Genomic DNA, 22,519 nt, shown 5'->3' with positions numbered 1-22,519 from the left:
TCATTCATCCTAGATGACGGTCGAAGCTCTCTCGGTCGCGTTCCTGCTTGCCCACCTGCTGCAAACGTTGCTCAGTGCAACTGAGCAACTGTCCGACAGGAACTGTATTAGCCCAAGTCGCACGGCATTCTTCAACCCAACCAGCTTCTTTCCCCGTGAGCACTTCAGAGATCACCAAAGCCGACACGCCCGGCCACCCAGCATGCTCACACACTGCCAGTGCCACATCTTCACGCAACCTGGTGCGCAGCATCTTCCATAGCGTCGGCTGATTCACGCCCAGCTCATCAGCAATCCTGGCACGCAACGCCCCGTCGTTGGCTAGATTGAACCAATACAACGCCGCCAAATCATAGCTCTCAGGTCCGAGTTGGGTTTCGGTCACTGGCTGGTTTTCCAAACGTCCAGCACTGGCACGGAACAACCCTGGCGATGAAATGAAACCTGGCATCTCACCGACGGCAGGCGACGAAGGAACAAGATCAGCGAAGACAGCGAAGCGGGCGAGCTGGGTGAGCGGATCCAAATCCAGGCCGCGGGAAATGGCAGCAATCGTCGCCGGTGCGACGTTGCCTCGAGCGAGCTGCTGCTTGACCCGCAACCTCGGCAGATCCGCGAGGGCAGCAAAGCGCACGAAACCGGTGCCTGGAGAAACCTCATCCAGCCACGCTTGAACCTCATCGCGCCCTAGCTTCACTAACCGCTCAATCACTCGCACCACAGCAACATGCTCACACCGTGCCCTGAGGCTCGGTGCTTTTGCCAACCTGTCTCAATTTATCCTGTCTGACGGGCCTGTAATCCCAGTTTAGAGGCGGGGACAAGACACAATTCGGCCACAAAACACCGGACAACCAGAAAACCGGCGCCCAAGACTCTGCTATGGAAGGCGAACGTGACGGCCGGCGGATGCTTAACGAAGGTCTACTCGCGACAGCCGAACAAAAGCGGAGGGTTGTCGTGAGGAGCAAAGAACAGGTACTTGAAGGTGCCGGTCGCTAGGCATGTCGGGTCTGGGGAGAGTAGAGCGGAGAAGGCTTGGCTGGTACTGCCGTAGCTCGTGGGCTCTGACAAGGTAAAAGCCAGCACATTCTGCTCCGGTCGTTATTAAGCGTGACTGCGCCAGCCCGGCAAAGCACTATCCAGAGCTTCAAGCCGCCAGGCAGACAAGATTCCCTTGGACCGCCTTTGATGCTGGTTATGCAACCAAACGCCCAGGGAACGTTCTGTGTCCGAAGCATATTTCCGGTAACGAGGCAGGCATTTGTTCTCCACAACGTATTGGCGGAGCGCGGCGAGTCTAGCCCTCCAGCGCTCATCCAACTCGTGCTGGCGCGGGTCTGCCCTCCAACCTGCGACGTCCTGCAAAAGGACGACCTTCGAGGGCGGCAGCTCGCCTGCATTGAGAAGCCTGCGTTGTTCAGCAAGCCAATCGTGCAGCGCTCGCTCGGTTCGGTTACCTGTGGTGCGGGGCAGTCTGCCGTTTTCGGATTGAAAGGCCGCGACTTCTTTGGCGCGCCGGCGCCAAATAGTCGACGGACGATTCTTGCCGCGTGCGGCCAAAGCTGCTTCATGCTTTCCACGAAAACCGGGTTCATAGTGCTCACGCCGCTGCAGGTGGTAGTGGATAGTTGCTGCACCACAATGGCACAGGTCAGCGATCTCGCGGGCAGTTAGACCGGCAAGATGCATTTGGTCCCATTCAGGATGCCTGGATACTTTCCAGCTAACCATGGCTCCAGGCTACAACACAGTGACCAGTGCGGGTTTGCGACTGAGGCAGCCTGGAATTCGAGTAGTGCGGGCAAAGATAATTCATTGTCCGTGGGAGAGCATTACCGGAAACCTTCAGAAGTTCGGGCCATGCAGTTGCCGCTGACATCGGAGGTGCAGGCGGATGGGTTAGCTGTCAGTGTTGCGGGACCAATGCTGCGTGAGTCTTTGCTGGGCTTGCTGTTCGCTCAGCCCTGAAAGTTCTTGTTTGGTAGCGATTGAAGCATCACATCGGTTCGAGGAGGTCAAGCCCTTTTCCGTGCACGGAGCCATCGTCGATGGGCGGATCTAAGCGACATTTATTTCGATTGCCCAACAAAAGAATAATGAAACTGTTTCAATCCAGCCTGCTGCTATCAACTCAATGCTAGCTGTAGTTTGTGCCTGTTTACGTCGCGGGGAACTGCCAGAAAAGGATTATGGATCGGCTTTAGCAGTGCATTGAGAAGTTGCCCGACTGGCAGACCCACCGCCAGGCTCCAGCTTTGTCTTCTTGGAACAGTTTTATGTTCCCAGTATCCCGAACCCTTGTTATTGGTGTAGCACTCGTACATGAATGATGTGACGTGAGCTGTCACTGAACTGCAATTATCTTTTTCACCAGCCATTCCCCCGCAGCGATTTTCGGTTTGGAAGTTGAAGAAATATGAGGATTACCTGCGTCAGTGGATGGTGTGCAGACCACCGCACGTCCGTGAGTGGTTGTGGGCATTAAAAGGGGAACCCCCTGTTGAACGGATATTTATTAAGGGGCGTGGTTAAAATGTTTCACAATCGCATCAATTTGGTAACGAAAATGGAAAATGCTACTTAAAGAGGTAAGTCCAAGTAATTATTGTTGAATGAATTACATACGATTTGTCGGGAAAAAGCGGCCCCATAGAAGGGCCATGGCTTTCGTTCTCGCCGTTGCCCTGTCCCTGGCATTCTTGGGACTTACGCCATATAAAGCAGATGCCGCATGGATCGGGAACATCACTAACGTTACAAGCGTTAGTTGGGTTCCTCATAAGAAGCAAATAAAGATTCAGTACAATAACGCTAGGGAAGTTCCTCGTCAAGTTGGCCTGCAGGCAGATGTAGGCTTTGCTATCTCTTCACGTGGTCCTAGTTTGGGATATAAAAGTCTTAATCGCGGCAAGGGATCACATGTCGAATATATGTCAATCAAACCTTGGACGGCAGTCGCCAGCGTTAGGATCTCCATCCCTCGGCTTAGTAGCGTTTCATACAACGTGCTTATGGCGCCTGCAACCCACACAACAAAGAAAACTGTCAGCGCTGCAGAAGCTGTAGGAACCGCCATCGTGATGCACGTTCCAGGTATCATTCTGACCTTCGCTCCACAAACGCGATGGTTAAAAGCCGTTGGTGCGACAGTGCTGGGTTGGTCCGTCTTCAAAGATGTTAAATCGTCGCTGACCGGAACAAGTTCGAAAAAGTGCCCTAAACTCGCCAAGGGCCAAGTCATTACTACCAAATCATGGTTTACACAGTCCGGAAATAAGGTTCGGCACCACACAACTACGAAGGTGTGGAAAAACACTAGTAATTACAATAGGGGCAACACTCCAGCCTGTACGGTAAGCTCTTCTTACGTCTACGCGTAGTAAAAGAACAATTCGAGGCACCAATATGAAAAAATTTTCCCCTCTGCTTGGCGCGCTCATTGGTTTTTCTGCCGGATATTATATTTGGTTAGAACTTTTTCAAGCATTTGAGACTTCGATAGGTCAGAGTATGCTCACCATACTTCTTGGATCGACTGAATTTGTCACGCTACTCGCCGTCGGGGCAACTGCTCTTATCCTCGGGCTAACATTTGCGGCGGCTGCCAGTGCAAAAATGCTGGTCTTGGTGTTTGAGAAGATGAAGAAATCAAACTCCACGGTGCACTAGCCCCAATACCGTTTACTTAGTGCTCTGATGTTTTAATCTTTCCTCATTGCACGCACCGGATGGGCGAAACCGGAATGACTCTCAGGCCACGTTTCCCTCGGCGTACTAGCGAAGGTTTTCCTGCCCATAGTGGTTGAGGAGGTGATCGCCGAGGTGGGTGCCGGCAAGCAGCTCTCACGCCTGCTCCCGTCATGGATGATGGTGTACTACGTAATGGCTCTGGCTTTGCAAGCTGGGACCGCCTACAGGGAAGTCATGCGCAGCTTGCTAGGGGGGGCTTTAATGGATTTCGCACCGCACCAGCGAATGGACGATGCCCAGCAAAGCAGTAATTTTCAAGGCCCGCACTCGCCTGGGATCCGAGGTGATGATCGCGCTGTTTGACCTTTGCTTCTTATAAGTCATTTAATGACTACCCGTCTTCATGAAATCCCAGGCTAGCCGCTTCTGCCTTTGTCCTAAAAAGTCGATAATTGGAGTTTTGTAAAGCAGTAAATACTCAATTTGCTTCTGTCGCACATAACGAAGCTTCGGGTAACGTCCTGCTCTACGGGGTTAGCCTTACGCCGAAACTAATTCAGCTGGGTTCTCTATAGCTATGCAGACATCAGTCTGATCTAGTTCCGGTGTCAAGATAAGTGGTCGCATTTACCAGATAGCCCTGGCTCAGCTCGTTGGCGATTTCGTGTGTCCCGCGCGATCCACTTTCTACAGCGCCATCGAAGAAACTCTCCTGATGATTCGCCGGATAGGTGAACTTTTGCGCTTCGGCCGAAGCGCTGCTTGTCGGGCACTGAGACGTAACATCGGGGGCAGCTATATTAGGATCCGCGGTCTACCTTTGGGCCGAGGGAATCAGCGTGTAATTTCCGTATAACTGAGAATTTCTCCATGGACATCTTCCACCGTTATCTCAACTCGTAATTGTTCTACGAGCAACCGTGTACTGAGGCCGACCTGAACATATTCCAAGATCTCTTGCTCGATCTGCTGGACAGTTGCTTCGCTGAGCATGCTGATGGTGCATCGGACCAGCCACTGAACATGGGGGATTCTCGCGTCCGTGGCCTTGACTTCGGCGTAGTTCAATTGCGCAGTTTGGGATCGCGAGAACTGCTGCCTGATGTCGCTGATAATCTCGCTTGAGGAAATGCGCACATCGTCTCCTGTTTCTCGTACGACTGCTTCCCAAGTCCTCTGCGTGGGTCGTAGTTTGGAAATCCTGTTCAGAACATTGCTACTTAAGTCTCTGCTGCCCGCAGAGTAATCTTCGCTTCTAAGCTGATCCAGAACGATTCTGGTTTGGTCCTTTAAGTGGCGCCGTTCTTGATGGCACCAGCGGCATTCGAGCTCATGAGGGTCTGGTGAGTCATCTAGCTTGTGGAGTATGTCTTCTATCGTGCGTCCGCAGGGAAGGGTTTTCATGACACCGCCTCGATAATTGCCTTGCGGGCCCGCGCGACCCGTCCTCGAATAGTTGATTCTGACGTGTTGGCGATTGTAGCTGCTTGCTCATAGGTCATGTCCTCAAGGCATACCAGAACAAAAGCCTGCTTCAAGGTCGATGGTAGCTTGGCGACGATATTCCACGCCCTATCAACCTCACTTCGCTGCACAGCTAGGTATTCGGGCGAAAGGTGCTTCGCTGCCGGCTGCCCGGAGAATTCTTCGGCATCAACTACGTGAACACGACTTTGGGCTGAACGAACTCGCTCCAGGCAAATATTCCTTGTCATTCGAAAAAGCCACGTCTTGAAGGCGCCATTCTGCTGGAGGGTGTGCATGCTTCTCCAGGCTTTGATCCAAGCTTCCTGCACCGCGTCATCCGCATCTTGCCAATTCTCAAAAAAGGAACGGCAGTATCTCCTAAGCCCCGGGTCAGTTCGGCAACGAGCATTCCGAAAGCTTCTGAATCACCCTCACGGGACCGGCCCACGACCGCTAACCGTTTTAATTCATCCACACAATCCCCCTATTGTGATGTAGATCACTTAAATTATGTGTGAGGATATTGGTACGGACCTCGTCTGTATGAGTGTAAGCGAAAGAGTTTCCCTCGATATAGGAGTGAAGAACATGGCACAGCCAATGTCGAACGACAAGGTAATCAAGCCAACTGGCGAGGAACTGGAACGTCAAGCCAAGCGCCAGGGGAACCAGGATGCTCAGGAAGAGCACCTTACGGGCCCACTGCACACCGAATTGGGCAAGACGACCATTGAAGACCGGGTTGTTCAGAAGATCGCCAGCATCGCAGCACGCGAAGTGCCCGGGGTATACGCAATGGGCAACGCTGCGCGCCGAACTTTCAATTCCCTGGCAGAACGCATCCCAGGTGCCTCGGCGAACACCTCAGGCGGGGTGAGCGTGGAAAAGGGCGAGCAGCAGACCGCGATCGACGTCTCCATCGTCGTCTCCTATGGATTCTCAATTGTGGAGGTCTCCGAGGACATCCGCGCGAACATTGTTTCCCAGGTGGAACGTGCCACCGGACTGGAAGTCATCGAAGTGAACATCGATGTCACCGACGTCCACCTGCCAGAAGATGACGAAGACGACGAGCCGCGCGAAGACTTGAAGTAGGCCACAACACTGCCGATGGGCAACGAAAGGAATACCCATGGATAAGCTCAGGTGGGGACTGGCAATAGGGCTAGTGGCCGGACTGTTCATAGCGTTCGGCTCATTCACCCAGTTCATAGTCGTAGCATTCTTCGTGCTCATCGGTGGTGTGGTCGGCTGGTTCCTGCAGACCCGCGTCGATTGGGAGCGTGTATTCATTACCCGTAGGCGGTGACCAGGGTGGAAACAAAAAGTGCCACTGTGGGTGCTACTACTGTGGATAACCAGATCTATTCCAAGATCGCAGCCAAAGCCGCCTCCAAGATCCCTGGAGTCGGAGCCAGCTCTGGCGGCCTGTTGCAATTGGGCAAACCTCGCGCTATCGCAGGGAAGCCTGCTGCTACGGCCGAAGTTCTCGGGGGTACCGTAGCAGTCAAGCTGAAAGTCGGCATCCGATATCCGTTGTGCCTGCAGCAAACTTGCGAGGCCATACGTCAACAAGTGACAGATGAGCTCGTTCAATTCTTGGGGGTCTCGTCTGTCCAAGTCGACATCGACGTTGCTTGGCTTCATGCAGTTTCAGCAAACGCTGAGGAGAGGAGTCTGTTATGAGCAGATTTTGGCATGTCCGCAGTGCCAGAACTGCAACCCTGCTCAGTACCTGCATAGTGCTATTAGGCATCTCAACTACGTCCCTGGTGATTTGCCTGATCAGACTGGACAGCGGTTCCTGGCCGAGCTGGGTAACCGGATTTCTGGATTCTGCCAAGAACATTGTTTGGGCGAATAACAATTTGATCGCCGTAGCTGTGGGCGTTGCAATTCTCGGACTGCTTCTGTTCATTGTTGCCTTAGTCCCGGGAAAGCACAGCACAGCGTTGCTTGAATGGGACTCAGTCGACGAACAAGAAGAGTGGGTTGCGGATAACCGCGGCTTGGCCAACCTGGCCCGTTATGAAGCAGAGCGCACTGATGGGGTGGGTGGCGCCTCGCCGACATTGCGGGGTAAGAGGCTGCATGTCAGCGTTTTCACTCCGGTGCATGAAACTAGCGATATTTCACAGTCGGTGCAAGCGAACGTCCAAAAAAAGCTATCCGCAATCCCGCTGGCGCATTCGATAAGAGTCAGCGTCAAAGCAACTACCCGAGGAGGGCAGTAAATTTGTGGAAACCCAACAGTATTCGGCAACGAGTCATGCTGGCGCTTCTCGGGCTGCTTCTTATGGCAAGTGGCGCTGCCGTGGCCTGGCTAAGCTGGGATTCAACTCGAAACGGACTCGCGCAGACGCGTTTAATCGATACCTTTTCTGCACAAATGCCAGAATTAGGTATTTACCTGGCCGGCGCACTAGCCCTGATGACGATCATCTTGATCTTTGTAATGATGTCAGCTCTACCTAAGAAACCAGGCAAACGAACTTTCATCTACCGTTCCGGTAACGGCACTGGTGTCTCCACCGTTGATTCGAGGACCGTCTCCATGGCCGCCGAGGAAGCAGCTGAAAGCACCCCCGAGGTCGACATCGCAGATATCCGCATCAATGGAGCAGCGAAGAACCCCGTACTCTACGCACGCTTCACTTTGCGTGCGGATGCCCGGCCAATCGATGGCATAGGCCTGGTTCGGGACGTTCTTATTCCTCAGATGGAGCAAGCTCTCGGTGCCCAGTTCGCGGAGAAACACGTGAACATTGATTTTCAGCCCAAAAAATCCGGGCCATCCGCTAGAACGACCCTGACCTAATAGTTTGTATTAGTCACCCAATCGAAAGGAAGCATCATGGGACTCGGAGACAAAATTAAGAACAAAGCCCAGGAAGTATCCGGCAAAGCCAAAGAAAGCATGGGCGATGCCACCAACAACAAGGACCTGCAGGCCGAAGGGCTCAAGGACCAAGCCGCAGCTAAGGCGAAGCAATCGGCGGAGGACGTCAAGGACTCTATCAAAGATGCCAAAAAACAATTCTAGGTTTAATAATCCGTGATCGCTGATTCAAGCGCTAAAACACTTCGAGAATCAGCCCTCATGCGTGTAGCTTGACAGCGTGAGAAGCCAGCAGCAGATCTGCAAGTCTTCCGCGGTCTGCAAGACTACAGCACGGAGCGAGACCACCATTCAGAACAAGATTCACGATATCTTCCACAGATTCCCCCTCAGCATAGGAAATGGAAACTGGGGAGCCGAAATTTATGAAAGGTCATTAACGTGAAGAAAATCCTCATGGTCCTCACCAGCGTTTCCGAACTCGGTGCAGGAGGGGAACCCACCGGATACAACGTCGCAGAAGCGGCTCATCCCTGGAAGGTTTTCCGGGATTCGGGACATTTCGTCGACTTCGCCTCCATCAAGGGCGGGCAGCCGCCACAAGTTACGGTCGATACCGATGATCCGATTCAGGTGCAGTTCACCCAAGACGAAACCACGAGAGCAGGCCTCTACAACACGGCCAGGGTCGAGGTAGTTGATCCGGACCAGTACGATGCCATCTATCTTGTCGGTGGTCATGGCACCATGTGGGACTTCCCCAACAACGAATTCTTGCAAAAGCTCATCGGGACCATCTACAACAGTGGAGGCATAGTTGGAGCAGTATGCCACGGTCCGGCAGGGTTACTAGATGTAGAACTGCACCACGGAATCAAGTTGCTGAGCGGCAAGGATGTTGCTGCCTTTACCAACGATGAAGAAGTCGCGGTCGGCAAGGACAAGATCATTCCATTCTCATTGGCCGACAAACTTGTTGAGCAGGGGGCCAACCATATCGCCGCCGATGTTTTCGAGGAAAATGTCCAGGTATCCGAGCGTCTGGTCACCGGTCAGAACCCTGCCTCGGCTGCCGGTGTTGCAAAGGAAATGGAAAAACTGCTGGCCGCGGTGATCCATCAAGAAAAGGCCAGGGAGGAAGCTTCCTCAGAAAATGACGCTGCCCAGTCCGAGGAAGACTAAAAACATCTGTGGGTAGCGCTTCCCTACCCCTGCGGATATCTCATAAGCGGCTGCATCCGGCCAAAATTCCTCGTAGGTCGACAGAGGCCTACGAGGAATTTTCCGTTAAAGCATTCGCGCCTTCCGCTTAGTGGCGGAAGTATCATAAATTTCCTGGGCTCAGCATCGCCGAAGGTATCAACGCAGTATCCGCTATGGCCTGTTGGCAGATTCGCAACGAGCATGACTACAGAAAGAATAGGCCAAAGCGTTGTCGTTCTAGGCACGGATCTGGAATGAACTGTAGATCAAATAAAATCACACGAAGTCTCTATTCATGTAGGATACTCTCCATTCTGGGTAGCTTCATATATTGGCCCGGAGAAGTCCCGAAACAAGCCGGTTCAACGGGCTCCTCGTACGGAACTCTTAAGATTCCAGAAGCAGCAGCCAGGCGTTCACTTTCATGCGTCAGACACCTAAATTCTGTCCACCTATTAACAACTCCTAAACGGAATTCTTCATCTGCCGATTCAGGTTCGTTTATCCTTAAACATGCCCGGAACAGCATCGAGACGCGTTGAAAAACCTAACCACCGAATCAGAATTGGCACGCCCACGTTCGCTCCGCAAGCGCGGGACAGTTGGACTTTCCCCGTCGGGCTACTGATCTTCTGGTTCGTATTCAGCGGGCCGCCGGTGCGGGAGCTCGCGGGCTTCGATCTACGATTCGGCATCGATGGACCGTCCTCGAGCAACTTGTGGAAGTTCTTCGGCTCATTACTCCTCCTAGCCCTCGTGATGTGGTGGGAGCGACGCACCCTCGCATCTCTGCTCATCACAAAGCCGTCGGGCAAGGACATCGAATGGGCCTTCTATGTTTTCGGCGGAGTCATGGCCTGGTCATGGATCGCAACACTGATCGCACCTCAAGAAGAGAACGCGGGTGTCGAGATAATCGTGAATACGGGCGTCTCCGGCGTCCTGCTACTCATCCTGACCGCCGCGATCACGGAAGAGATCGCGTTCCGCGGGTATCTCCAGGAGCGTCTGGGATCACTCGTGCGCTCTCGATGGATCGGCGCGGCTGTAAGCCTATCGATCTTCATCTCACCCCATATAGCGTTCTTCGGGCCCAGCTGGCTCCTTCACCAGCTGGTGGGTTCCTTGGCCCTCGTGGCTTTCACGCTTATCCGTCGAAACCTGGTCGCTACGATGTTCTTGCACCTGCTGATCAACACGCCGATCCTGATTCCAACCGTGTTAGCGAAACTGTGACACTCAGCGCTGAGTAGCGCACCTCACGCTCGGTCGACCAAGTAAAACCCTCTGTGCGATCCACGTACGGTTCGTGTTCGCCCGATTCTGCACGACTGTAGGCGGTGATCGTCGGGTGACTCCGTTGCGAGGGGCAAGGATTTCTTAAGTCTCGTTGCTATCGTCTTTGCCGCACCCGGTTGAGAGATTGTCGATGGTTGTGACCGCGGGATCCCGCTGCAATGCCCAGGTTAGTTCAACGGCAATGTTGCCTCGGCGCGGCAGTCAAGGACATATCTGCCTCAGTGGGTTTCAATATTCACTATCCAGCCAACGGTTATGTCTCATGGACTTCTCTATCGATCATCAAGAAATCAGCGACAACCTATCGAGCCTATGCTGTGGGCACCAAAGCGACCTACAAAATAAGGAAGATGAAAGGTGTTATGGTCATGGGGCAAAAGACAACACGGTGGACCACGATGAGTACATCGGGCACACTTTCTGCCTTTTCGCCTAATGTTGGTTTCGATATCAAGAAATAGGGAAAGTAATTGAACGCTTACACTAGGCTGTTCCAACTTCTCGGGTGGATCATCGCGGTGCTTTCGACGGCATTGGGCATATTTTTCGTTTCGAAAAAGGATGCTATCGTTTGGGATCCTCAACAGGGTGCGGCGGAGGTATTTACTTCACGAGTGGTTTATCTAGAACCTGTAGGCCTTGCGCTGCTATCGGTTGGCATCCTTTCGGTTGTAGCCCTATGCATCACGGAAACTCTCCGTAAGCGCTAATTCGCGGCGACCACTTTAGCGGCTTTACTTGTGTAAGTCTTGCTCATATCTTTAGGTTTTGGTTTATCTTGCTGCTCGCCCCTTGGATGCCAGAGGCAAGCTCATAAATCTTCATCCTGTGCTTGCGGGCAACTCTTAGGGCAGTCCTGGCTTTCAAGGCTCGATGCGTGGGATGCGGGCAGAAACTCGATTGAAGGAATAACGAATCACGATGAGTGGATATTCGTAAGTATCTGAGACCCGTTAAAGTGGGCGATTTTAAAGCCGATAACCGCCGTTATGTAAAGTTAAGGCTGTTGTATTGTCAGAACATGCGAACTCACGGCCCCCATGCTGGTTCGCTGATGTGTCTGGGTAATAAGAGGCCGGAAAGCTGCGCAAGGGGCACCCATCACCAGTGAAATTGCGGCCACTCGCATGGCTAGGGGCACCGCTGCAATAGTTATTTTTGAAGGGGTCCCGCCTTCATAGAGCAGGTCTGAGCAGTAGGCGTGTCAGCTGCGCACCTTGTTTAGGGCTTGATTGCATGAGCTTAGGGTGTCTCCGACATAGTCGATGGTTGAGCCCGGGCAGCTAAGCGGAACTCGTCTTTGATCTTCAGGGTCAAGGCCACGAGCAACCTGAGGAGCTGGAAGTAGGACTGCCTATGCGTACTTATATCCCCGGGATCGGCATTAGTCCCATGCGCGTACTTATTTCGCAGGTCCGGGCCATCGCTGAACTCGCTCTTGTTCAAGAAATAGTTGAAGTAACTAGCTTCAGGTCTTGTCAACAGCGTCGAACTAAATTCGAGCCACCCCTTTTGCATCAGTACGAGCGCCGCCGAAGCCTCATCCGTACCATAGTGACCGTAAGCTGCGGCTTCGCGGTTGTTGATGTCACTTAGCACTAGAACCTGCACTGGCTGAGCAAATTCCAGCAGATCAGAATCGACGGCAACCAAACCCTCGTCGATCAACCAATCGATAGATTCCTTCTGATGAGGGCGGACCGACTCGTAAGAAACTTCGTTCTCTGTTATCAGCTCGACGAAGTTCGAGGCTTTGAGTTCACTGCTTATGTAGGTCATTCCAGACTGATCACTAAAAAGCAGATGCATAGCCCGATCACAATTGTGATTGCTTCCCCGGTGCAAATATTTGCGCTCCGTAAAGCTTGGGATCGCAGCCCACGGCCGAGGCGTGGAGGTCATTTGTAAAAGTTCAGGATCCAGGACACCTTCATCGCAGTATAAGCTGAACTGTCTTGCAATACTCTCCATCTCTGCGGAAATATGCCGACATCGCTCAAGGAACGAGCTGCTAGGACTAGACGCCGCGAAGTAGAAGTTAGCAGCACCGAACTTATCAACCAAATACTCTCGGAAGAACCATGCCACGGAATCTTCTACTTCGATGCTGTACTGACGTAGGAAATCCGAGTAAAACTGAGTCCCGTTAAGGGTGAGCGCATCAACATAGTTGAACGCGCTCCCTCGGGGGTATGCGTCTCTTCCTGAGATTAACAGTGTGCGGAGCGCTCCCAGCTGACCTTTGAAGGATGGCATTGTGAGCAGTCCTCGTTCAAGGAAGCCCACCACCGAAGCGAAATTTAGAAGTATTCGCTCCGGATCCATGGAAGATAACAGATATTTTTCACTGAACGATCGGACGTAGCTCACGCTGTTCTCGTCACGCTCAACGCGGTCGATCACTGGCTTTCGTTGTTCCGGATCCAGCCTAAGTCCGTGATACGTGTTCGTTGTTTTGGTCCTCTTTTCGGCAAGGAGCTCCTCGATAAGGTCTTTATGACGCTTCTTCGCTTCCAACCGTATTTTCGGAGTTAAACCAAAACTATCGTTGTCATTGCTCTCCGCAATCGCTTGAACATAATTGAGATGCGGAGAAGCACTTCCGATGTAAGCGCTCAAGAGCTGCTGCATGTCCTCTCCGCTCAGGCTTGCGGGAAGATGGTATAAAGGATTCGAATCTTTGACCAGCCTCATGCGGACCAGTAGCTCTCCGTTTTGGGCATCGGAGAGCATCACCTCTCGAAGTTTTCGGTCATTCCGGTTCACGAATTGACGATCTGCAAGCATGACCTCCAGAGGTAGTGCAGCATCTGACAGGGCTTCGAATAGCATTTGGCCGCCAACCCTTTTAGCAACTCCATGCCTTTCGATGAGGCGGAGCAGGTCGTCGGCATACTGAAAGTCCATCTTGTTCAAATGCTCTTTAAGGTTCGACGCTTCAATAGTTGAGAAGAAAGAGGCGACCCGTCGTCGCGACTCACGCGCCGACAGAGCTAACTCTGTATGGTCTTGCGCAGTCAGGAAATTCGGGAAAATGTTGTTCTTTTCAAATTCAAGCGCATTATGGAGTTCGAGAGCATCGTTAAGCGAAAGGAGCTTTCGCCCCGAGGAATAACTCTGGACTAGAGCGACTGCCTTCTCCGCAAGCCACCCATTGGCTAAATCCCGTACGCCATAGAACTTTAACCTCACGGGTGAATCCACATCTTCCATCCGCTAATTGTACTCAACATGTGAGGAAAAAGTTGTTGTGGAACCGTCATTCCAACTATGCCAGCAGATGATTGCTGGAAGAGTCACATCGCGATAAATGGCAAAAGATAAATGCAGCAAAACAAAAATTCGCGTCTCACTATCGATCGTTTTAGGTCTACATGGGCATGCGATCCAATGAGTGTGACTGTTAGTTTCAAATGGCGGTTTATCACCGTTAAAAATGGCGCATCGCACAGCACCACCCACTTAGCTATTAAATGATTGAAGGCGGGGTGCTAATTTCCTGGTGGAAATAGTGCCCCGCCTTCAACAGCAACGAAACCAGCGCTAATGCAGGACGTTGCCCGGCTGCTGGGTGAGCTGCTTGCGGTGGACGCGGGCAGCACGAAGGCCGTTGGCAATCACGATGACTTCTGCGACCTCGTGAACCAGCACTACCGCGGCTAATCCCAGCACTCCGGTAATAGCCAAGGGCAGCAGGACAACGATGATCGCCATTGACAGGACGATGTTCTGATTCATGATCGTCCGGCCCCGTCGAGCATGGGACAAGGCTTGCGGAATCAGTCTCAAGTCATGGCCGGTGAAGGCTACGTCGGCTGATTCTATGGCGGCATCGGCACCGGTAGCGCCCATCGCAATCCCCACGGTAGCGCTAGCCAATGCAGGGGCATCGTTGATCCCGTCACCGATCATCCCTGTAGGAACCTGCTGCACCGACGAAGCGATTTCACGGGCCTTGTCTTCAGGCCGCAGTTCGGCATGAACGGTGTCTATACCGGCGATTGAAGCCAGCGCGTGGGCAGTACGGGAGTTATCGCCGGTGAGCATCACCACGTCGATTCCCTGGTCATGCAGGTCTCGAATTGCCTCGGCCGCTTCAGGGCGTAGTTCATCGCGCACGCCGATTACGCCAATGACCTGCTCTGCGCGAGTGACCATGACGCAGGTTTGCCCGGAGGCCTCCATGGATTCAACAGCGGAAGCAAGCGATCCTGGGGCAATCCATCGAGGACTGCCGACCCCGACCTGAACACCATCCAGGACGCCGGTAATGCCGTGTCCTGGCTCTTCGTTAACCGCCGCTGCCTCCGGGATCGCGGGTACTGCTGCGGTGATGGCCGTAGCTAGAGGGTGGGTGCTGTGCTGTTCCAGGGCGGCAGCAACGGCGAGCACCTCTTCGCGAGTCGCATCATCAACGGTCTGGACTTGCGTGACCACTGGCTGATTGCGTGTGAGTGTTCCAGTTTTATCTACCGCGATGCGGCGCAGGGAACCAAGCCGTTCGAAGGCTGCTCCGCTTTTGATGATGACACCGAACTTGCTGGCAGCTCCGATGGCGGAAACAACGGTGACAGGAACGGCGATGGCCATCGCGCAAGGCGAGGCTGCGACCAGCACGATCAGTGCGCGGGTGATCCAGGTTTCGGGATCGCCGAAGATCGCTCCAAGCACAGCAACCAGTACGGCCAGGACGATGACACCGGGAACCAGCGGGCGGGCAATGCGGTCAGCGAGCCGTGCCCGTTCGCCACGTTCCGACTGGGCTTGCTCGACCAGGCTCACCAACGTGGTCAGGGAGTTGTCCGTGCCGTTTGCCGTTGCAGTGACTACTAGCGCGCCGGATGAATTGATGGAACCAGCAGCAACCTGGTCGCCTACGGTTACTTCCACGGGAATTGATTCCCCCGTGATAGCGGAGGTGTCCAAGCTGCTTGATCCTTGGCTGACCACGCCATCGGTTGCCAAGCGTTCACCAGGCTTCACGCGCAGGGCATCGCCAATCTTGATCTCTGCTGCACTGACCACGACCGGTGCGTCGTCACGGATGACGGTGGCCGTTTCCGGGACGAGCTTCAACAAAGAGCGCAGGCCCGAGCGTGCCCTGTCCATGGCTTTGTCTTCCAGTGCTTCGGCAATGGAATACAGGAATGCCAGGGCTGCGGCTTCTTCGACATAGCCGAGGATGACCGCGCCGGTGGCGCTGATGGTCATCAGCAGCCCAATGCCGAGTTTCCGTTTCGTGAACAGGTTTCGCAGGGCGCTGGGAACAAAGGTAAATGCGCCCAGCAGCAGGCCGATCAAAAACAGCACCATGGCCACGATGGCGGCGCTCTCGCCGTGGGTGCTCCATTCAAGGACGAGCCCAGCGAGGAAGAAAACGCCGGAGGCTATGGGTACGAGCACATGCCAATCCCGCCACCAGGGCAGTTCCTCTTCGAATTCTTCGGTGGGTTCCGGTGAATCGCAACCGCAGGCGGAACTCATGCTTGCTCCTCGTGTTCTCGATCGGCGCTGGTGGCGCAGTCAGGGCAGGAAGAGTCCAGGCAAGGTACTTGATCATCGACGGCCAGCGTCACGTCAACCAGGGCGCTCAGAGCGGTGGTGAGGTGCGGATCGGTGATTTCGTACCGGGTGTTGCGGCCTTCCAGTTTCGCCACGACAATTCCGCAGCCGCGCAGGCAGGTCAGATGGTTGGAGACGTTGGCGCGGCTCAGTCCCAGGGTCTGGGCAAGTTCCGCTGGGTATCCGGGTTCGTGCAGCAAGGACAGGAGGATGCGTGACCGGGTGGGGTCGGCCATGGCGCGGCCAAGCCGGTTCATCGCATCGATCCGTGATTCAATGTTCATCATACGATGTACTATACAGCACTTGATGTACTGATAGTTGTGTCAAAAACATTCGTTTATGACACACCATTCTGCCTTCTGAGCTGAAAATCCCTGACAGCTGAAAACTCAATAGTTTTTCAAGCGCGTTTAGTCGCAATACCCAGTTTCACAAACTATGCGTCGAAACAGTGACCACGCCACGAGTATTGATACATTTAGAGCAATGGGACACCTCCTCGGATACGCCAGAGTCTCCACCGGCGACCAAGATGCACAACTCCAACTCGATGCACTCACCAAAGCGGGGTGCTATCGCATCTTCACCGACACAGCATGCGGCGCACTCGAATCACGGCCCGAGCTCGATAAGCTGCTGGACCAGATCCGCCCAGGCGACACTCTCGTAGTTTGGCCTCTGGACCGTCTAGGTCGATCCATACGCCATCTCATCAACCACATGGACGCACTGCAGCAACGAAGCATCGAGTTCAAATCCCTACAGGAGAATATCGACACCAGCTCTTCCGGCGGCCGGCTGGTGTTCAGCATCTTCGCGTCCCTGGCAGAGTTTGAGCGAGATCTTATCCGAGAACGAACCAATGCCGGCCTAGCCGCGGCCCGTGCTCGAGGTCGTACCGGAGGCCGTCCCACAACCCTCTCCCCCGATAAACTGCGCACCGCGAAGCGGATGTATGAACAGAGAGATGACTGTGTCACAAATTGGCGAAGTTTTAGGTGTCAGCCGCAGTACTGTTTACCGAGCTTTGCGAAAAGACGACCAAGCAAAAATGCAGTAGCTGCAAAGTACATGCTGGACGGCATAAATGCGTAGCGAATCCTGATCACCGCCGAGGCTATCGGTGACGGCTACCTAATTGGAGCCTTGGACACCAAATCGGACGTGGATGACGTGGTCGAGGTCCATCTGGACTCGGCTGCCTGAACGCTTACATCATCACCTACGCTCGATAATTTGGAATCGAAATCAGCATTCCTAACCCAGCCAAGCCTCGGCTCTTGCCAGAGGCTTGGTCGATGACATGTGCCTTGACGGTGGAAGCGTTGGTTGCGGACGCTCCAGTATTCTCGTACTAGGGTCAGACAGGGAGCCTCGTTCTTGGTCTGATGCCACACGGTGGAAAAGTTACTGACCCTGCAATGACCTCAGAAACACAAACCGTTGTTTATTCTGAGGATGCGCTTGAGGAATCACTCTCCGAAGAAGGTCTTGAACTCCTTGAAGCCGAGATCGACAGCGAAGAAGTTTCAGTTGAAACAACCACCGAACTAGATTCTGGTGAAGAAATTTCACAGTCTCTCGTCTTGGACAATGATTCAGGTACCGCAGAATTCACGGTCGAAAGCGAAAGCGAGGACATCGTTAGTGGAACCTATCAGGTAGATGTACTCCAGGTTGATGAAGAGCTCATCTGGTTTACGGTTACAAACCCTGATACCGGCGAAAAATCAGAATATCGATCTGATCAAGCAGACTACTCGGTAATTCCTCTGGCATTGATCCTAGTTCCTTCACTGGGAGCAATTTTTAAGGCTCTATTCCTTGCCTCGGCCGTAGTTGTGATCGCTGGTGTAACTTATATAGCAGCCGACAAAGCGATTGCAGGTATCAGGGAGGCTATTCGCAAGAAAAAGAATCCGCCTGCTCATTACAAAGTTGTACGCCGCACAAACGGCTTGCTCATTGGTGACGGAATGTCGAAGAACGAGGCCGTGTCGCGTGCTCGAGCCAGCGGTGATGTATGGTCAACTACCAAAGCCGGGGCAAGGTCTGTGGCTTATAGCGTGAGAAGCAAAACACCGGTTGGCCCTGAAAAAGACAAGACCAATTCCTCCAAGAAGTATTGTCACTACCACCCATCAGGACGCAGTCCTGGATCACACGCCTTCTACGGTGTTGCCGGCCAGGCATGCTGATGGAGGAAAAAGATGGAGCTGATCAAATGACCGTGACTCCCATAGATCCACGAGAATTGATGAAGAGGTGGGAAGCCGCAAAGTTGCCCTCGGTGACTCCGACACAGGTGCGCGCGCTCCTTGAAGACAACTATAAGGCCTACGGAATTCCTGTTCATTTGATGGAACCTGATGGATTCGAATTCGATGAGGAAGTGCGGGAGGATCTGATTGATGCGTTGTTTACCATCACCAATCCCGCGGTTCTCCTGGAACTAAGAAATGGGCGGCCGGTCGCTGTCGATGAAGATGCCGTTGAAGACGCCGAGTTCTACTGGCAGGAGCTTTTCCATGGCGACATGCTGGAACTCCCATATCGGGTTCTTTCGGCCCAGCATGCCTTGGGACAACGGGTCTCGGTGTTGCTTGAGCGCGAAGGAAGTTTCATCACCGGCTTCAAGGTCTATGGGGTGGCAGGAGACAAACTCAACCGGTACCTCACCGCGGTCATTGGTTTCCCGTCGCGCCGTGAACAAGATCCGGAAGATGGGCCCTTCATGCGTGCGGGAGACCTGACGGACCCCGTGTTTGTGGACTACCTCGAAGCAACAGCTGAATCCGGGCTCATCTAGGCAACGCATAGGCGCTGCATTGAGTTGGATTAAATGCTCTGGGGCTATTACAGAGTTAGTCAACGCCCCGGCGAGAATGAGTGAGTGGCCTACAGGATGGCAGGTGCCGTGTTGTAGGTCATTTCCTTTCTTGCTCTCACCGGCAGGTTCCCCTGACGGTGGAAGTCTTCTTCCTAACCCAGATTTTCTAGTACGTGAATAATTTAGCGATGCTACCAAGCCACGGCTGGTGCACGGCATCCGGAACGTTTCAGTTCGTCGCAGGATTCGAAAATTCTCACGATGTCTGAAACGGGGTGGATTAACAACCTGAAAGATCGGGCAAATTAGACTGCTTGGTTGCTATTTAGACTTGTGTGGGTACCGTTTGACTTGAAAATTCCGTGATAACGACAGCGTGTTCGAGGTGAGACGTCTTCCAACCTATGGGTTGCAAGACGTCTCACCGCACGTCACTCCCCCGGTGAAAAATCCGCGGAAACTCAACGGTCCAAAATTCTCGCAACTATGTGTTGCAATCGTTGTCAGAGAGACCCGATGACACTGTTAGTTGTGAGGCAGTGCTAAAACAACAGGTATCTAAAGAGCAGATCTCAGGAAAAGTTTGCCAGCCCAGTGACTGGCAAACTTTTTTTCAGTTTCTTGTGCAGTAAATCCTGCCATTCCGGTTCGAGTGGATTTTACTTCGACACTGATTTACTAGTTACTGCCGTGGCCCAGCTAGCTTTGGGGATCGTCACGCGATAAGTCTTTTTCTTGGATTCCTTCAGCTTGAAGGTCGCTTTACCGCTCTTCAACTTCATTGTTTTGACAGTCTTCCACTTCGTGCCGGATTTGACTTGAAGTTTGGCTGTGGGGTTGTACTGTGCGTAACGGTACTTTTCTGGAGAGTAGACGCTAGCCGTAGTGGTTAGCGTGACATTCTTACCAGATCGTTTGGCTGTAAGGGTGCTCTTAGTCTTGCCACGCAGGTAAATGGTCTTACCCGTCGTATCCCAGTAGCTACTGAAACCGTAGGACAGGTAGCCATCCCGATCTACATATTCGTAGTCCACAGAAATATCGCTTGGCCCGATTTTATAAGCACCCAGACCCTCAAACGATGGACATAGCTGTACATAGTCGACGGTGGTGTCCGCGAACCATGCAGAATCGATCTCTCCGCCATTCCTGCTTACTGACGAAGTCAACCAATATCCGACATTCGTGATGCCGCTGTAGTTCTTTTTCAGCTTGGCGGAGATTTTCACTCGGCGGCAGTTGCTGTTGGAGATTACTTGATCCGAGGCGTTGAAACCGGTGATGTCAATCGGTTTCTTAGCGGCCTGGGCCGGAGCGCCGGCGAGGAGCAGACTGCCGGCTAAAGCAACGGCAGTCAGGGCGCCGGTATATTTTGTGCGGGAGAGTATCCCCATGAGATGTCCTTAGACGTGATGAGTGGCTACCCCATCGATTGCCACTTCTTAATCATAAGGATTTATTCGACATCTAAGAAGAGAATATGTGGGAGATGATTCGAAAAGTATTGTCTTTCGATTGTGCTCGGAGGTAGCCAATAGTTCATCGAAGAACCAGCAACTTCATCCCAGTAGTGGTCATTAGGCTACATCGTCCGTCCTGAGTCCGGCAGAGTGCAAAAGCCGACAATCACGTGAACACGTAGTTGCCGGCCAGTTGCTGACGGTGCTATCTCACCGAAGAAGTTGTAGTCTTCGAGACATAGCCTTTTTTGCTAGCTGTGACTTTCACGTAGACAACCTTGCCTCGATCCCGCAATGTCACCTTGTAGGTCGACTTGGTGGCTTTGCTGATCGGCGCGCCAGAACGGTACCACTGGTACTTGTACTTCTCGGGCTTCGGACTCCACGAACCCGGTTTGGCTGTCAGTTTCGATCCAACCTTCACCTTGCCCGATACGGAGGCACCCTTCTTTACCGTGAACTTCGCCTTGGCTACCGTCTTGGTTTTCGACGTGGTGCTTGTCTGGGTTGCAAAGCCGGAACCGCTAGCGGTGACTCGGACGCTGATCTTCCTGCCTACATCGGACAGGCCCAGCTTGTAGGTGGTCTTCGTGGCGTTCTTGATGGTTTTGCCATCACGCAGCCACTGGTACTTGAACTTTCCCGGCTTGGTAGAACGGGTACCAGGATTCACCTTCAGAGTCTGACCGTAGACTGCTTTGCCACCGATGTTCGGAGCTTTGGTGACAGTGTAATTGCCCTTGATGACCTGGGAGGTGTAATCCGAGGTGTGTACGACCGGATACATTCCGGTCTTTGAACCGGTAACCGTGTAAGAAAGGCGTTTACCTAGATCAGCAGCTGCTGGAGCGTATGTGGACTTGGTGGCACCCTTGATGTTCTTCCCTGCGCGAAGCCACTGGTATTTGAGCTTTACACCTGACGGCGCATTGGAGACCTTCGCAGTGAGCTTCTTCCCTACCTGCGCCGAGTCAATCCGCCCCAGTTTTAGGAGGATGGGATCCTGGACAGTGAAAGTTTTGGAGAAGGTTTCCGTTGTGCTTTGCCAGTATTCTGTTTCGCCCCAGTACTCATGGTGCGTTGCTTTGACGGTGAGCTTTTTGCCGGAGTCTGCTTTCCTCAGCTTGTAAGCGCAGCCGCCTGAATCTCCACTTTTTGATTTTTGGACTACTGTGCTGCCGCGGCTCCAAGTGCAATTGGTTTTCATGGCGGAACCGCTGGAGGTTTTGCTGCCTGCAGCAGTCACCCAAGTACCAACGGGAACCGTAGTTGCCGACGGATTCAGGATCGAAGCTTCGCCGAAAGGAGCATAGCTAGCCTGTAGCTTTCCTGTACCCAGCCATGACAATTCTTCGTATGCAGAGACAACATATTGTTCACCGACATGGATGTTGTACTGCAGGCTGCGCCCGTCTGCCTTGTGCTGGCCCTCGTAGTATCCATCCAAGAAGCGCATGCGTGTGGCCTTGGGGGCAACGAAAGTATTGAACCCCACCTGCTTGACTGGCGGATCTGTCCATCCGTCGTTCGTAAAGTAGTCTCCGATTTCCAGGCTGAACGGTTCGCCGTCGAAACCTTTGAAGGTTTGAAGCTTGAATTCAGTACCTGCCAGCACACGGATTGGCTTCGTGTCGAACGTGATTTCCAGTTGTGCTAAAGCTGGTGCGTTCAAGAATTCTCGTAAGTCCACGTCAATCGGACCGTTGTATGCCAGGCGGTTTAGCGCGGTCATGCTTTTGAGAACGTCACCCTTAATTGGCGCGTTCTCCAAGCTCAAGTCAGTGATGGAAGTATTGCCTTGCACTGCTTGCTGGTCATCTCCAGTGCAAACCGCGCTGCTGCCTTCAACGGTGCAGTCCCCCATGCTGGCTTGCGCCGGCATTGCCACAAGTGGACTGATTCCCAGAGCAATGCTGAGGACCAGAGCAGATAATTTAGTTTTCAATTTTCCCCAAATGCTGCGATGCGAGTATTCAGACGAAGTTTATCTTCCGCTTAGAAAATTGGGTATCACTGTTTGGTAGGAACCTGGACTTTCTGGATGGTCCTATCGTGTTTTCCTAGTCTCTTTCTATGGATTGATTAGGTGGTCATGCATAATCCGTCTGACAGACTGAAAGGTTTCCCCGATAGAGTTTGGACAACAACTACGCGGCCAGCATG

The 22,519-nt window shown here is 53.1% G+C and carries 22 protein-coding genes and 3 pseudogenes; 16 read left to right on the top strand and 9 right to left on the bottom strand.

What is annotated here, in order from left to right; translation table 11 throughout:
- Positions 1-4: 4 nt before the first annotated feature.
- Both M2368_RS17865 and M2368_RS17860 read right to left on the bottom strand, forming a co-directional pair.
- Positions 5-766, bottom strand: a complete 762-nt coding sequence (locus M2368_RS17865) for a hypothetical protein (RefSeq protein WP_498724785.1) — start codon at positions 764-766, stop codon at positions 5-7.
- Between the two features lie 341 nt (positions 767-1,107).
- A complete protein-coding gene (locus M2368_RS17860) occupies positions 1,108-1,734 on the bottom strand; it encodes a helicase associated domain-containing protein (protein ID WP_498724784.1) in 627 nt (208 codons plus the stop codon).
- 929 nt (positions 1,735-2,663) lie between these two features.
- Here M2368_RS17860 and M2368_RS17855 point away from each other — a divergent pair.
- From M2368_RS17855 to M2368_RS17845, 3 genes and pseudogenes are all read left to right on the top strand, one after another.
- Positions 2,664-3,383 carry a hypothetical protein gene (locus M2368_RS17855; RefSeq protein ID WP_498724783.1) on the top strand — a complete coding sequence of 240 codons (720 nt, stop codon included), beginning with the start codon at positions 2,664-2,666 and terminating at the stop codon, positions 3,381-3,383.
- Between the two features lie 25 nt (positions 3,384-3,408).
- Positions 3,409-3,672: a hypothetical protein gene (locus M2368_RS17850; protein WP_498724782.1), complete on the top strand. Its 264-nt coding sequence runs from the start codon at positions 3,409-3,411 to the stop codon at positions 3,670-3,672.
- A 45-nt stretch (positions 3,673-3,717) separates the two neighbouring features.
- Positions 3,718-4,057, top strand: a pseudogene (locus M2368_RS17845) (transposase domain-containing protein); the annotation flags it as partial.
- A gap of 470 nt (positions 4,058-4,527) precedes the next feature.
- On the opposite strand, the gene M2368_RS17840 reads toward M2368_RS17845, so the two are convergent.
- Positions 4,528-4,830 carry a hypothetical protein gene (locus M2368_RS17840; RefSeq protein WP_105658840.1) on the bottom strand — a complete coding sequence of 101 codons (303 nt, stop codon included), beginning with the start codon at positions 4,828-4,830 and terminating at the stop codon, positions 4,528-4,530.
- A 263-nt stretch (positions 4,831-5,093) separates the two neighbouring features.
- A pseudogene (locus M2368_RS17835) lies at positions 5,094-5,537 on the bottom strand (RNA polymerase sigma factor); the annotation flags it as partial.
- Between the two features lie 211 nt (positions 5,538-5,748).
- Between M2368_RS17835 and M2368_RS17830 the strand changes: the two are divergent.
- From M2368_RS17830 to M2368_RS17790, 9 genes are all read left to right on the top strand, one after another.
- Positions 5,749-6,255: an Asp23/Gls24 family envelope stress response protein gene (locus M2368_RS17830; protein WP_286134380.1), complete on the top strand. Its 507-nt coding sequence runs from the start codon at positions 5,749-5,751 to the stop codon at positions 6,253-6,255.
- Positions 6,256-6,292: 37 nt separating this feature from the next.
- Positions 6,293-6,469, top strand: coding sequence for a DUF2273 domain-containing protein (locus tag M2368_RS17825; RefSeq protein WP_105662476.1), 177 nt, complete (start codon positions 6,293-6,295; stop codon positions 6,467-6,469).
- Positions 6,466-6,846 carry an Asp23/Gls24 family envelope stress response protein gene (locus M2368_RS17820; RefSeq protein ID WP_105662475.1) on the top strand — a complete coding sequence of 127 codons (381 nt, stop codon included), beginning with the start codon at positions 6,466-6,468 and terminating at the stop codon, positions 6,844-6,846. Before M2368_RS17825 ends, M2368_RS17820 begins: the two co-directional genes overlap by 4 nt.
- The gene (locus M2368_RS17815) at positions 6,843-7,394 is read left to right on the top strand and encodes a DUF6286 domain-containing protein (protein ID WP_105662474.1); all 552 of its coding nucleotides are present in this window, start codon (positions 6,843-6,845) and stop codon (positions 7,392-7,394) included. The genes M2368_RS17820 and M2368_RS17815 overlap by 4 nt, the downstream gene beginning before the upstream one ends.
- Before the next feature lie 2 nt (positions 7,395-7,396).
- Complete coding sequence (locus M2368_RS17810) at positions 7,397-7,978, top strand: hypothetical protein (protein WP_498724781.1); 582 nt, start codon at positions 7,397-7,399, stop codon at positions 7,976-7,978.
- Between the two features lie 36 nt (positions 7,979-8,014).
- Positions 8,015-8,203: a CsbD family protein gene (locus M2368_RS17805; RefSeq protein WP_402735354.1), complete on the top strand. Its 189-nt coding sequence runs from the start codon at positions 8,015-8,017 to the stop codon at positions 8,201-8,203.
- Between the two features lie 237 nt (positions 8,204-8,440).
- Positions 8,441-9,181, top strand: a complete 741-nt coding sequence (locus M2368_RS17800; protein ID WP_498724780.1) for a type 1 glutamine amidotransferase domain-containing protein — start codon at positions 8,441-8,443, stop codon at positions 9,179-9,181.
- 534 nt (positions 9,182-9,715) lie between these two features.
- Positions 9,716-10,438: a CPBP family intramembrane glutamic endopeptidase gene (locus tag M2368_RS17795; protein ID WP_498724779.1), complete on the top strand. Its 723-nt coding sequence runs from the start codon at positions 9,716-9,718 to the stop codon at positions 10,436-10,438.
- Between the two features lie 284 nt (positions 10,439-10,722).
- The gene (locus tag M2368_RS17790) at positions 10,723-10,962 is read left to right on the top strand and encodes a hypothetical protein (protein ID WP_498724778.1); all 240 of its coding nucleotides are present in this window, start codon (positions 10,723-10,725) and stop codon (positions 10,960-10,962) included.
- Between the two features lie 781 nt (positions 10,963-11,743).
- Here M2368_RS17790 and M2368_RS17785 read toward each other — a convergent pair.
- The 3 genes from M2368_RS17785 to cmtR all read right to left on the bottom strand — a co-directional run bounded on the left by M2368_RS17785 (position 11,744) and on the right by cmtR (position 16,350).
- Positions 11,744-13,714, bottom strand: a complete 1,971-nt coding sequence (locus tag M2368_RS17785; RefSeq protein ID WP_498724777.1) for a hypothetical protein — start codon at positions 13,712-13,714, stop codon at positions 11,744-11,746.
- 330 nt (positions 13,715-14,044) lie between these two features.
- Entirely contained in the window at positions 14,045-15,985 is a 1,941-nt protein-coding gene (locus M2368_RS17780; RefSeq protein WP_498724775.1) for a heavy metal translocating P-type ATPase, read from the bottom strand.
- Positions 15,982-16,350, bottom strand: coding sequence for a Cd(II)/Pb(II)-sensing metalloregulatory transcriptional regulator CmtR (cmtR, locus tag M2368_RS17775; protein WP_096288291.1), 369 nt, complete (start codon positions 16,348-16,350; stop codon positions 15,982-15,984). The genes M2368_RS17780 and cmtR overlap by 4 nt, the downstream gene beginning before the upstream one ends.
- Positions 16,351-16,504: 154 nt before the next feature.
- On the opposite strand from cmtR, the pseudogene M2368_RS17770 reads away from it, so the two are divergent.
- The 4 genes and pseudogenes from M2368_RS17770 to M2368_RS17755 all read left to right on the top strand — a co-directional run.
- Positions 16,505-16,903: pseudogene (locus M2368_RS17770) on the top strand (recombinase family protein); the annotation flags it as partial.
- Positions 16,904-17,021: 118 nt separating this feature from the next.
- Entirely contained in the window at positions 17,022-17,126 is a 105-nt protein-coding gene (locus M2368_RS17765) for a helix-turn-helix domain-containing protein (RefSeq protein WP_498724774.1), read from the top strand.
- 361 nt (positions 17,127-17,487) lie between these two features.
- Positions 17,488-18,264: a hypothetical protein gene (locus tag M2368_RS17760; protein ID WP_498724773.1), complete on the top strand. Its 777-nt coding sequence runs from the start codon at positions 17,488-17,490 to the stop codon at positions 18,262-18,264.
- Positions 18,264-18,875 carry a hypothetical protein gene (locus M2368_RS17755; RefSeq protein WP_498724772.1) on the top strand — a complete coding sequence of 204 codons (612 nt, stop codon included), beginning with the start codon at positions 18,264-18,266 and terminating at the stop codon, positions 18,873-18,875. The genes M2368_RS17760 and M2368_RS17755 overlap by 1 nt, the downstream gene beginning before the upstream one ends.
- Positions 18,876-19,555: 680 nt before the next feature.
- On the opposite strand, the gene M2368_RS17750 is transcribed toward M2368_RS17755, so the two are convergent.
- The gene (locus M2368_RS17750; RefSeq protein ID WP_133833131.1) at positions 19,556-20,290 is read right to left on the bottom strand and encodes a hypothetical protein; all 735 of its coding nucleotides are present in this window, start codon (positions 20,288-20,290) and stop codon (positions 19,556-19,558) included.
- A gap of 271 nt (positions 20,291-20,561) precedes the next feature.
- Positions 20,562-22,301: a hypothetical protein gene (locus tag M2368_RS17745; RefSeq protein ID WP_498724771.1), complete on the bottom strand. Its 1,740-nt coding sequence runs from the start codon at positions 22,299-22,301 to the stop codon at positions 20,562-20,564.
- Positions 22,302-22,519: the final 218 nt, after the last annotated feature.

The sequence above is a fragment of the Arthrobacter sp. JUb119 genome, assembly GCF_024807995.1.
In the GTDB taxonomy this organism is placed as follows: domain Bacteria; phylum Actinomycetota; class Actinomycetes; order Actinomycetales; family Micrococcaceae; genus Glutamicibacter.
The sequence above is the reverse complement of the archived record's forward strand: the minus strand, read 5'-3'. Positions and strand labels throughout refer to the sequence as shown.